This is a genomic window from Paenibacillus sp. FSL M8-0142, from assembly GCF_038597315.1.
In the GTDB taxonomy this organism is placed as follows: Bacteria; Bacillota; Bacilli; order Paenibacillales; family Paenibacillaceae; genus Paenibacillus_AQ; species Paenibacillus_AQ lactis.
In genome coordinates this window covers 420135-432306 of record NZ_CP152008.1, presented here as the reverse complement: position 1 = coordinate 432306, position 12172 = coordinate 420135, and the positions used below count along the sequence as shown (strand labels likewise).

Sequence of the window (12172 nt, the reverse complement as noted above, 5' to 3'; positions counted from 1 at the left end):
TTGCACAACTACATGCCCATCCATGTTTTGTGCATGCTCCTGAGAAAGGAGATAGAGACATCAGTCAACCCGTTCTCATTCTATTTATTCTCGTAGATATAAAGAAGTGGAGGGAAATACATGGACCAGAAGCAGTTAACCGACCTTTTAACAAAGATGACGCTAGAAGAAAAGATAGCACAGTTGCTGCAGCTTACATCTAATCTCCATGAAGGCACGGAAGATCAGGGTCAAATTACAGGGCCCATGGAGGAAATGGGGCTCACCACAGACATGGTCCGTGCCAGCGGTTCGGTTCTCGGTCTGTCAGGAGCCGCTTCGATCATAGCATTACAACAGAATTATATGAAGAACAGCCGTCTCGGGATTCCGCTCTTGTTTATGGCTGATGTGGTGCACGGGTTTAAGACCATCTTTCCGATCCCGCTTGCCATCGGCTGTTCCTGGGATCTCGAGCTTGCCGAGAAAAGTGCAGAAATTGCCGCACGGGAGTCCGCCGTCTCCGGCATCCATGTCACGTTCGCTCCAATGGTTGACCTGGTACGCGATCCGCGCTGGGGACGAGTCATGGAAACAACGGGCGAAGACCCGTATTTGAACAGCTTGTTCGCCAGAGCTTTTGTGCGCGGGTACCAGGGAAGCGCGCTGGCGGAGGATAACGAACGCCTGGCCGCCTGCGTCAAGCACTTTGCCGCGTACGGGGCTGCGGAGGGCGGCCGTGATTACAACACGGTGGACATGTCGGAGAGACAACTGCGCGAATATTATCTCCCTGCTTATAAGGCCGCGCTGGATGAAGGCTGCGAAATGGTGATGGCCTCTTTCAATACCGTTGATGGCATTCCTGCTTCCGGCAATGAGAAGCTGATGCGCGGTATTTTGCGTGATGAGTGGGGATTTGACGGGATTCTCATATCCGACTGGGCATCCATTCGGGAAATGATCGCCCACGGGGCCGCAGAGGATGACCGTGAAGCTGCCTACCGGGCGATGCGCGCAGGCGTCGATATCGAAATGATGACCCCTTGCTACGTCCATCATCTTCCGAATTTGATCAAGAGCGGGCTCATCGATGAATCGCTGATTGATGAGGCCGTCATGCGTATTCTGCAACTGAAAAACAAGCTGGGATTGTTCGAAAATCCGTTCCGGGGAGCGGATCCGGAACGGGAGCGCGAGCTGCTCTTCTGTGACGAGCATCGCCAGGCAGCTTACGATCTGGCGGTGAAGTCCAGCGTCCTGCTAAAAAATAACGGTGTTCTTCCTCTTCAACCTGATTCCAATGTCGCTTTGATCGGCCCTTTTGCAGACCAGGAGGACATCCTCGGATGGTGGTCCTGTGTCGGCGCCAAGGAAGATGCCGTAAAGCTGGGTACGGCCATGAAAGAACGCATCAGCGGCAAGCTGACCATCACCGCCGGATGCAATTTTGACTCGATGGACGCAAAGCAGCTGGAATTGGCACTGGACGCTGCCCGTGAAGCAGATGTCATCGTTCTGGCACTCGGCGAAGAATCCGAAATGAGCGGTGAAGGCGGTTCACGCACGGATATTACGCTGCCAAAAGCGCAGCTTGAGCTGGTTCAACATCTGAAGCAGTTAAACAAGCCTATTGCTGCTGTCATCTTTAACGGCCGTCCACTGGATCTGCAAGGTATTTTCGATGAAGCGGATGCCGTGCTTGAAGCTTGGTTCCCGGGCAGCGAAGGCGGTGCAGCCATTGCCGATCTGCTGATCGGCCGCATGAATCCGTCCGGAAGGCTCACCATGTCCTTCCCGCAGTCCGTCGGTCAGGTTCCGGTTTATTACAACGTCTTTAACACAGGCCGTCCTATGGACCCTTCCAAAACCGGCGAACGCTATGTATCTAAATATATCGACAGTCCTAATGAGCCTCTGCTCCCGTTCGGCTACGGCCTGTCTTATACCACCTTTGAATTCGGTGAGCTTCAATTGTCCAGAAGCGAGATCACAGCAGATCAGCACCTTACGGCGCGGATTCGGGTGACCAATACGGGTGCAAGAACGGGTGTCGAAACCGTTCAGCTGTATATACGGGATATGACAGGCGAAGTCGTTCGGCCACTGCGCGAGCTGAAAGGGTTCCAACAGCTGAAGCTTCAACCGGGCGAGAGCAAAATCGCCGAATTCACCATTAGCGAAGATATGCTCCGTTACCATCACAGTGATCTCAGCTTTACTAGTGATCCGGGCCGCTTCCAACTGTTTGTCGGTCCTAACAGCCGGGATTGCCTGCAGGCTTCCTTTAAGCTTGTATAAATCTATTACAATATCGATTTTTTAAACTACATCACAACTGCCTTGGCATAGCCGCCGGACTTGGCGGTTACTGCCAGGATAGGAGGAGTGACCTACTTTATGACAACCATTACACAGGATCTGATTCACATTCAGGCGGGCGATCTTTGCTTTAGTTTCTGGCAAAGCGGTGACTTATATAAAGCCGTAAGCGGAAATACAATGATCAATCAGCTGATCTCCAGTCCGCTGGACGGCTCCATGAACAATATCTATTTGCGAATTCACAATGAAGCGGGCATAACCAGTTATCCCCTGCTCGGTATTCATTCCTCCAGTAAAGTAAGCACGGGAAAAGGAATGATCGTCTGGGAGGGTACAGCGGAAGACGTGGAATACAAGGTTTCGTTCGTACTCCAGCCGGAGGGCATCTGGTTCTGGGATGTTCAGACCCGTGGACAAGGCCAAGTCATTGACATCATCTACGGACAGGATGTAGGAATTGCTGACATTGGAGCGGTTCGCAGCAATGAAGCTTATCTGTCCCAATATATTGATTACCGCGTCTTTGAGCACAGTGAACAGGGTTATGTGGTATGTTCCCGCCAAAACCAACCCCAAGGCGGTGCCTTCCCTTATCTCCAGCAAGGTTCACTTTCGGGAGCTTCAGCATATTCAACGGACGGCTTTCAATTCTTCGGACTTTCGTACAAGGAAACGAACACGCCGGTCTCCCTGAATCAGGAGAAACTGGCCTGTGAAGTGTACCAATATGAATTTGCCTATACCGGACTCCAGTCTGAACAGAAGACCTTGAACGGTGAAGAGCGTTTTGTATTTTATGGCCTCTTTAAAGGAGATCACCCGGCTGCTGTTGAGGAGCTTGAATACTTAACGGAGGTTCAGCAAGCTTGGCAGTCCTATGAGAATCAGACTTCCAAGCATAAGCTCGAGCCCCTCCCCGCCACTCGTCTTAAACCGTACATCGGCGAACCGCTGCAAGCGCTCGAGTTGTCCGAAGAAGAAATCAGTGCGCGTTTTCCAGTAGGCAGCAGACATCAGGAGGAGCGAAATCAGGGTAACCTGCTGGCTTTCTTCACAGATACCTATGAACATATCGTTCTGAAGCAAAAAGAAATGCTCGTTGAACGCCCGCATGGGCATATTCTGTTGAGCGGCGACAACCTGAAGCTCGGTGCTGAAGTGATGGCAACTACCTCTTTCATGTACGGCATCTTCAACTCCCATGTCGTGGTTGGCAACACGAATATGAATAAAATGATGAGCAATTCCCGCAGCGCACTCAATGTGCCAAAAACGTCGGGCCAGCGGATTTATGTAGAAAAGGACGGAACGTATCATCTGCTGACGATGCCGTCTATGTTCGAAATCGGCTTTAACTATGCTCGCTGGTACTATAAAACGGAAGACGACATGCTGATCATTACGAACTATACGGTGCTGGATGCCCCCGAAGTGCGGCTGCATGTCCGATCGGAGAATGGAATCCCGTACAATTATCTAGTCACGAATCATGTGACGATGAACGTTAATGAGTACGAAACTCCGGTACACATGACAGAAGAAGCCGGAGTGCTGACGTTCCACTCCGATACGAATCCTGTATCGGCCAAAGCTTATCCGGAATTGCAATACCGCCTTTGGGTTGACGGTGCAAAGGTAACGGTTGGAGATGAAACGACGATGGCTGACGGTGTGGCACCGGGCTCCTCTTCCCTGGTAACCCTCCGTCTGGATCGCACAAGCGATTGGACGCTTACGATCCAAGGCCTGCTGGAGGGCAAGACCATTCCAGACCGGCCGCGCAGCGCATCCGAAGAAATCATTCGTTACCGCGAATACTATCGCCGCGTCATGAACGGCTTCCATCTCACGCGTCCCGGAGATGATGCAAATTCATTATTCAAAGTAAACGCACTAGCCTGGTGGTATACGCATAATATGTTCGTCCATTACTCGTCTCCTCACGGCTTGGAGCAATACGGAGGCGCAGCCTGGGGAACACGTGATGTCTGTCAGGGACCTGTCGAATATTTTATGGCTACACAAAAATATGAGCAGGTGAGAGATATTCTCAAAATGGTATACTGTCATCAATACGAGGATGGCGGAAACTGGCCGCAATGGTTTATGTTTGACCGGTATTTCGCCATACAGCAGGAAGAGAGCCACGGCGACATCATTGTATGGCCGCTGAAAGTACTAAGCGACTATTTAACGGTCACGCAGGATTTCAGCATCCTGGATGAACAAGTTCCTTATACTTTGAAGCATTCTTTCCAGTTCACGGAGAATAAAGCGTCGATTCTGGAGCATGCCAAAAAAGAAATCGAATATATACGCAGTCATTTTCTGCATGATACCCATCTATCCTCCTACGGAGACGGTGACTGGGACGATACCCTCCAGCCTGCCAATGCGCAGCTTAAGCAGTTTATGGTCAGCAGCTGGACAGTAGCCCTGACTTATCAAACGATGAAGCAGCTCTCTACAGCTCTGCAATCGTTTGATCAAGAACTGGCAGACACAATATCTGATATTGCAGCAAATATCGGGCAGGATTTCAAGAGGTACATGCTGAACAATGATGTTATACCTGGATTCCTCTACCTCGAGGATCCGGAACAACCTAAGCTTATGTTACACCCTGAGGACCAGGACACCGGTATACAGTACCGGCTGCTCCCCATGACCCGCAGCATGATTGCCGAACTCCTCGAACCGGAGCAAGCCCGTTCCCATTACGAGCTTATTCAGAGTACATTGCTGTTCCCGGACGGCGTGCGTCTGATGAACCGTCCAGCCTCTTATAAAGGCGGCGTTAGCACACATTTTAAGCGGGCGGAACAGGCTTCCAATTTCGGGCGCGAAGTAGGCTTACAATATGTCCATGCCCATATCCGTTACATCGAAGCGATGGCGAAGCTTGGACATGGAGAGGATGTATGGAAAGGGCTTGAAACGATTAACCCTGTCGGTATCCAAGAGGTGGTACCGAATGCGGCAATTCGCCAGAGCAATGCTTATTTCAGCAGCTCTGACGGCAAGTTCAATACCCGCTACGAGGCTCAAGAGCATTTTGATGACTTGCGCAGCGGAAAAGTGGAGGTCAAGGGCGGCTGGCGAATTTATTCCAGCGGACCGGGGATCTACATGAACCAGTTAATTTCAAACGCCCTCGGCATCCGTCAGGATCGCGGCGACCTGGTATTGGATCCGGTTATACCCGTCAGCATGGACGGACTTCATTTTGACTATGAATTCGCCGGCACCAAGGTAACCTTTATCTACCACGTTACGGGCAACAGCATCAGCCGCGTTGTGATGAACGGGACCGAGCTGACAGCTGAGCGTATCACTAACCCTTACCGAGAAGGCGGTCTACGCGTTTCCAGACAGCAATTCGAACAGATGATTCAGGGACGGAACAGGATTGAAATCTTCATGTAGTCTGCAATCCCGCCAGGGATTGGTTTATGAACGAAGGAGCGAGCAAAATTGGTAAGTATTAAGGATATCGCAAAAAAAGCCGGTGTTTCGATATCGACCGTATCTTATGCCCTCAACGGCAGCAGTAAAGTGACGGATGAGACGAGCTCTCGAATTTTGGCCATCGCTCAGGAACTGAACTATATACCGAATGCGGCAGCCAGAACGCTTAAAAAGCGAGAGTCCAAAATCATAGGCGTCTTTCTGACGGATTTCAAAGGAGAAGTGTACGGAGATCTGCTGGATGGCATGAAGGAAGTCGCCAACACGCAAGGCTATGATCTGATTGTATGCAGCGGCAAGCAGTCCCACCGAATGCTTCCCGAGCGGATGATTGACGGTGCCATTATTCTTGATCAGGCCTTCGAAAGCGAAGAGCTGCTGGAATATGCGGATCGCAATCACAAAATCGTTGTTTTAGACCGCGAGCTCGATCACAAAAACATCAATCAGGTGCTTCTAGACAATAAAGCAGGCGCTACGCTCGCTATGGAATATTTGATCGAACGCGGGCATCAGAAGATGTATATCGTTACCGGTCCGCCGGGATCCTTCGACTCCATGCAGAGAATGAAGGCCGTTAAACAGGCCCTGGACCGGGTAGATCACATCGAGTGGATCGAAATCGAGGGAGATTTCAAGAAAAGCGGCGGTGAAAAAGCGGCTAAACAAATCATAGCGGACTATAAGGATCCGGTAGCCGTATTCTGCCTAAATGATGAGATGGCCATCGGGCTTTGCAACCAAATAACCGAAAATTCTTCTCTGGTCATTGGCGAGCAGATTCATTTAATCGGCTTTGATAATATTGAGCTGACCCGCTATATGCAGCCGCGCTTGGCAACGATCGATTACTCCAAACGCAAGTGGGGGGCCCTTGCAGCCGAGCAGCTGATCAAGTTGATCGCTGGGGATACCGTTGAGAATGAACGCATCTACGTCACCCTGGTCGAAGGCGAATCGGTTGGATACGCCGTCAAATAATTTAACAGTACTAATATAAATATCTAAAGAGGGGTGTCCCAAAAGAAAATTTGGAACCCCCGCAGCAATAAAGTAGGATGGTATTCGAAAGAAATTAAGGAGCTAAGCGATTTATTCTCGCTTAGCTCCTTGTCTTTTGGCGTCGACGGAGGCATTGACGACTTGAAATTCAGCAGGCCACCCGGCCTGCTCTCTATCCAACCTTATTAGCATTCGTCTTGCTTGAAGCAATCACTTATAGCGGCAGGGTTTCCTTCGAAACGCCTCGCTGCCCGCCCACCTGTAAACGGCCGTCATCACCCAGGATGACGCTGCGGCTGATCCGGGCATGGACAACAAACGAGGCGAATGACAGCACCGCCGTGGCTGCGGCCAGCCAAGCCACCGGCGTCAATCCGCCGCCGTCATACATCGTGCCCATCGCGTACGGGCCAAGCACCCGCCCGGCTGCCCCCATTCCTCCGGCTACGCCTATGTAGAACGGGGCCGCCCGGCCGGCCCGCTCCGATATGAACGCCGGAATCGCCGGCGAGATCAGCATTTCGCCAAGGGTCGCCAGCACCATCGCCAGCACCATGCCCGGATAGCTGTGCATGGCGACGATGACAAGGTAGGCGGACAAATAGAATAAGGCGCTGACGGCCATCTGGCTGCTCTCCGTCCGGGCGAACCAGCGCTTGATCAGCTTGGTTACGGGCTGTGCCGCAAAGATCAGAATGCCGTTAAGCGTCCACAGATAGCCGTAAGCAGTCTTGGACATCCCTTCCGAAATGATGAAGGGCGACACGCCCGTGTTCCAGATGGAATTGCCGAACCAGAGAAACAGCGAGCCAAGCCCCATATAGAGGTAAATGCGCGTGTGCCCGAGAAGTGCCCATGTCCCTGGCCCTGCTGCGAGGGGCGCCCTCAGCTTCGGGTGCCGGTCTTCCTGCTGCACGGCGCCGCCATCCAGCTTGGTCAGATAGGACAAGAAGAAGATAGCGAAGCCGAGCGAGGTCACGCCGTTCAGCACAAAGCTCAAGTGATACGAAATTTCCGCCAGAAATCCGCTCATGGCGGTGCCCAGGGCAACGCCGATATTATTCGCTACATAGATCACATTAAAGAGCTCCCCGCGCCGATCGGCAAACCGGAAGCCGATAAACGCCTGGATCGCCGGCATCGATACGGCATTGCAAAAGCCGATGAAGCCCATCATCGCCACGAACAAGCCCCATAAGCCGTTAATGAACGGCAGGGTGAACAAACCCAGCGCATTCAAGAGGAGAGAGCCCACGATAAGCCGTTTCACGCCGACCCTGTGATACAAGCCCCCGCCCACCAGCTGACCGGCGATTCCTCCAAGCGATTGAATCAGGATGACGAAGCCTGCATCCTGCATGCTCCGTCCCAATTCGTCGAACACGTACATCGTGGTGAGCGGCCACATGAGCGAGCCGCCGGCCGAGGCCACGAGACTTGCCACAAGAAAACCTTTTACTTCCTTAGGGTACTGCTCCAACCATTTCATCGTCTCAATCTCCCAGCAGCCTCGCAAGCAGTATTCAGCAGTTAATGCCATGATCATTATCCAAATAAAAAAGCCCTTGGCGGGCTTGAATAGGTATCACTCGCAGGGCAATGGGCAGGATGCCACTCCCGCTTCTGCTGCAGTTTACATAACCTGTAACTTTGTGCTTGCCCAATCTCTAGTATCGCCGAAAGCGATGTAATTTCGCAAGCACATTTAGTGACGCTTTAATCGAGCAGCGAAACAGGACCGCTTCAGCTGCCCTGCTGCTCCGTTTTCCGCTCATCGCTCCGGTGCCCCCGTCTCCTCTTCGCAGGAATCCGGATTTGTACCGAGGTTCCGATGCCGACCCGGCTAAAGATGCTTACGCCATACTCGGGGCCGTAATGCAGCTTCACCCGCTCGTCGATATTCCGAATGCCGCAGCCGACATGGCTGTGATCCCCCGGATCGAAGATCTCGCGGATGCGTTCCGGCTTCATGCCCAGACCATCGTCGATGACCCGGTAGAGGATCGTGTCCCCCTCCTTCTTCACCAGCACCCGGATATGAATCCGGTCTCCGCTCCAAGCATGCTTCAGCGTATTTTCGATGAATGGCTGCAAAATCAGCTTGACGGTCTCGTAGGGCCAGATGTCCGGATCGATGTCGAAGGCAACCTCCATGCGCCTACCGTATTTCACCTTCTGGATATCCAGATAAGCCGAAGCCTGTTCGATCTCCGCGGCGATCGGGATCATCGTTCGGCCGGAATTCAGCGTCAGCCGGTAAAACTGCGCCAGCTGGACCACCATCTGCTGAAGCTTCTCCGTCTCGCCGAACTTGGCCAGCTGATTGATGGACGACAGCGTGTTATACAAGAAATGCGGATTGATCTGCGCCTGCAGCATCTCCAGCTCCGCCTCCTTCTTCTGAAGCTGGGTAAGATACACCTTATTGATAAGCGCTTCGATATCTTCCCCCATGGCGTTGAGCGCATCGGCGATCTGCGGAAATTCTCCCCGTCCCCGGTACTTGATCCGCTTGTTCAGGTTTCCTTCCCGAAAGGCGTTCAGCACGGATACGATCTTCGTAATTCGAATGGACAGATACCGGGACATGAGAAATCCCGTCAGGACGAATAGAATGACGCACGCCAAACAGATAAGAATAAAGACGGTGCGTACGCGCTTGGCCTCCTGCTCGATAATGTGAAGCGGGACCTCCGCAACGAGTCTCCAGGACTGCTGGGGAAGCTGTTCCTCCAAGACCAAAGCATTGTTCTTGGCGTCTGCCGCCGGTAGCGGGTCCATACCGGTTTTAAGACCATGGGCTTGAACGCCCCCGCCCGGTCTCCCGGAGGAATAAAGGACGTTCCCGGAGGCATCGACCACCGTCAGCGTGCTGCCTTCTCCCAGCTTCTTGTAATCTACGCTTTCGAACAACTCGGACAGGCGGACGCTGAACCGCATGATTCCCACTTCCTTGATCTCGAGCAGGTTCCCCATATCCACGATCCGCCGGATCAGCGAAATTCTGCCGTCCGTTTGATCCTCCTCGACCTGCCGCCACAGCATGGTTTTGTTGTAGCTCTCTTCAGGAAGCTCTTCATACCAGCGCTTATTATAAATGCGCTCCATATGATAGACATTGTAGGTTTGTTCACTGTAATCTTCGCGTCCTCCCCACAGCCGGTATATTTCGTCCAAGCTCTTATTATGGAAGTATACGGACAGCCTTAGATTCAGTCCGATTGCTTTGGAGGCGCTTTCCAATTTCGGGATGATGACCTTATTCATCCGGTTATAATTGTCCATCCGCTCGTCCATCCGCTTCACGCTTTGGATCAGGCTTGAGTCATTGTATAAAGTCGCGGAGGTTTGAACGATATCATCGACCTTGTAAGCCACATTATCCCGGATCTGTGCCAGCGTCCCCTGAATATTCTTCCGGGTCTGCCTCCGCATGCTCTCGTCGTACATGGTCTGGGATATATAAAAGTTCGCGGAAACCAAAAGGATAATAAACGCCAGATACGACAGCATCAGCTTGTAACCGATCGGTATGTATCCCGTCCCGCTGCCTTTGCGTTGTCCGGGTTGAAGGAATCGGCGGATCATTCGCTTTCTCTCTTTCGGTATTCCAGCGGTGTGATGCCGAATTTTTCCTTAAACTGCCTGCTGAAATAAGGAAGATACCGGTACCCCACCTGATCGGCCACTTCATAGATTTTCATGCCGGGCTGCTTTAACAGCTCGCAGGCCTTCTCCATCCGAAGCTGCACCAGCAGCTCATTGAACGTATGGCCCGATTTTTCCTTGATTAAATACCCGATATGGCTCGGTGAAAAGGAAAAATGCTGGGCGATATCCCGAATGGTGATATTTTCGCTCATATGCTCCTTGATAAAGCTGATCACGCTCCGGATGAACTTGCTGTCCTTGCTGTTTGCCTTCTCATACAGCTTCTCCGATATTTCGAACATGCGCCGGACCAGCCAGCCCCGGATATCGTTCACCGTCTCAAACTGCATCAGAATATCCAAGTGCTGCATCTCCATGCCGAGCAATTCGAACAAATCCTCATCTTTGCTGCTTAAATATTGATCAAGCTTCCAGATGATATAGCTGGACATATTGTGTACGGTAAATCGGGAACGCAGTCTCTTGACCGAATCAAACCATTTATCGAGCTCATCGCAAATCCGGACCAGCTCGTAATCCTCCATCGCTGCAAGCAGGCTCTTCATCCGTTCATCCAGCATCCGGGCATCCAGCATGGCCGGCTCGGCCCGTACATCCTCGTACTTGATCACGGTGCCCTTGCCCAAAAACATTTTGCCCTCCACCGCCTCTACGGCCTGCCTGTGCGATGCTTGAAGATCATCCGGCCCTTTAGCGGTTCCGCCGATTCCAGCGGTGACGGTTGCAGGCAATTGCCGACGGATCCGGTCAACCAAGTCCCGTACCATAGCGTCGGACTCGGCTTCCTCCAACAGCAGCGCGATCCGCTGGGAGGACAGCTTGCACCAAGTGACGATCCCGAGGGCCAATACGCTGTCCTGCACATGCTGCAAAAACTTGCGGGTCGTCTCCCGCTGCGAGGACATCCCTCCCGCCTGCTCCCACGGCAAATTGTCCAGCTCGATGACCGCTACCCGCACCGGCCAATGCATCCGGTCAAGCCCGTACGATACCATCTGTTTGGCCAGTGCTTCGCTGTCATCACTGTCCTCCCGTTCCAGCAGCCTTATCAGAATGTCGCTTTTGACAATCGGGATCATTTCCTGATAGGCCGTTTCCACTTCGCGCTGCTTGATCTCTTCATCCAAATCCCGCTTTGCTTTCAATAAAGAGGATACCAGCTCGCTATCGTTCATTGGCTTCAGAACATAGCTGTATGCCTTGAGGGATAACGCCTGCTGAACATAACTGAACTCCTGATAGCCGCTGACGAATATGATCCTGATGCTCGGCTTGCGTTCAAGCGCGATTCGGGCCAGCTCAAGCCCCGACATATAAGGCATATTTACGTCACTGACAAGAATGTCGATGTCTTCCTTCTCAATGATGTCGCATGCCGACAAGGCGTTGTTCACACTCCCCCTCACCACCATATTCAGGTCGGACCAAGGGATAAACCTCCTCATTCCCTCCAAATCAAGCTCCTCATCATCGACCAACAGAACCTTATACATGCCATCCCCCCTGTTCGAAATCGATCACAAAAGGAGGCCGCGGCGCTTCTGCGAAAGCCGCTGTGCTTTCCTGCCTGCGCCTGCGCCTGCTCCTCGCTCTTCCGTTCGTCTCTCTCTGCCTGTAAATTCCGTGATGTTTAACGCTCTCTTGCCGAAACCGGCAGTTACGTCTAACCACAAAGCCCTGTCTTTTGAAGCATCCTCCATCAAAACGGAGATATCCCAAAGAATCC

6 protein-coding genes are annotated in these 12172 nt (G+C 52.3%); 3 read left to right on the top strand and 3 right to left on the bottom strand.

Annotated elements, in window-relative coordinates; genetic code table 11:
• The first annotated feature begins 120 nt into the window (after positions 1-120).
• From NSQ46_RS01870 to NSQ46_RS01860, 3 genes are all read left to right on the top strand, one after another.
• Positions 121-2280, top strand: coding sequence for a glycoside hydrolase family 3 N-terminal domain-containing protein (locus tag NSQ46_RS01870; protein WP_007128819.1), 2160 nt, complete (start codon positions 121-123; stop codon positions 2278-2280).
• Between the two features lie 99 nt (positions 2281-2379).
• Positions 2380-5730, top strand: coding sequence for a cellobiose phosphorylase (locus NSQ46_RS01865; protein ID WP_342576212.1), 3351 nt, complete (start codon positions 2380-2382; stop codon positions 5728-5730).
• Between the two features lie 48 nt (positions 5731-5778).
• Positions 5779-6753, top strand: coding sequence for a LacI family DNA-binding transcriptional regulator (locus NSQ46_RS01860; RefSeq protein ID WP_007128821.1), 975 nt, complete (start codon positions 5779-5781; stop codon positions 6751-6753).
• 235 nt (positions 6754-6988) lie between these two features.
• Here NSQ46_RS01860 and NSQ46_RS01855 read toward each other — a convergent pair whose 3' ends face one another.
• From NSQ46_RS01855 to NSQ46_RS01845, 3 genes are all read right to left on the bottom strand, one after another.
• Positions 6989-8263 carry an MFS transporter gene (locus NSQ46_RS01855; RefSeq protein ID WP_342576211.1) on the bottom strand — a complete coding sequence of 425 codons (1275 nt, stop codon included), beginning with the start codon at positions 8261-8263 and terminating at the stop codon, positions 6989-6991.
• A gap of 254 nt (positions 8264-8517) precedes the next feature.
• On the bottom strand, positions 8518-10362 hold the full coding sequence (locus NSQ46_RS01850) for a sensor histidine kinase (protein ID WP_007128823.1): 1845 nt from the start codon (positions 10360-10362) through the stop codon (positions 8518-8520).
• Positions 10359-11939 (bottom strand): response regulator, encoded by a 1581-nt coding sequence (locus NSQ46_RS01845; RefSeq protein WP_007128824.1) that lies wholly within the window; start codon positions 11937-11939, stop codon positions 10359-10361. Before NSQ46_RS01845 ends, NSQ46_RS01850 begins: the two co-directional genes overlap by 4 nt.
• Between the last annotated feature and the right edge of the window lie 233 nt (positions 11940-12172).

Bases quoted from the DNA above. Each gene is read 5' to 3' on its own strand.
- NSQ46_RS01850 (WP_007128823.1), bottom strand. From the start codon at position 10,362: ATGATCCGCCGATTCCTTCAACCCGGACAACGCAAAGGCAGCGGGACG.
- NSQ46_RS01855 (WP_342576211.1), bottom strand. From the start codon at position 8,263: ATGAAATGGTTGGAGCAGTACCCTAAGGAAGTAAAAGGTTTTCTTGTG.
- NSQ46_RS01845 (WP_007128824.1), bottom strand. From the start codon at position 11,939: ATGTATAAGGTTCTGTTGGTCGATGATGAGGAGCTTGATTTGGAGGGA.
- NSQ46_RS01870 (WP_007128819.1), top strand. From the start codon at position 121: ATGGACCAGAAGCAGTTAACCGACCTTTTAACAAAGATGACGCTAGAA.
- NSQ46_RS01865 (WP_342576212.1), top strand. From the start codon at position 2,380: ATGACAACCATTACACAGGATCTGATTCACATTCAGGCGGGCGATCTT.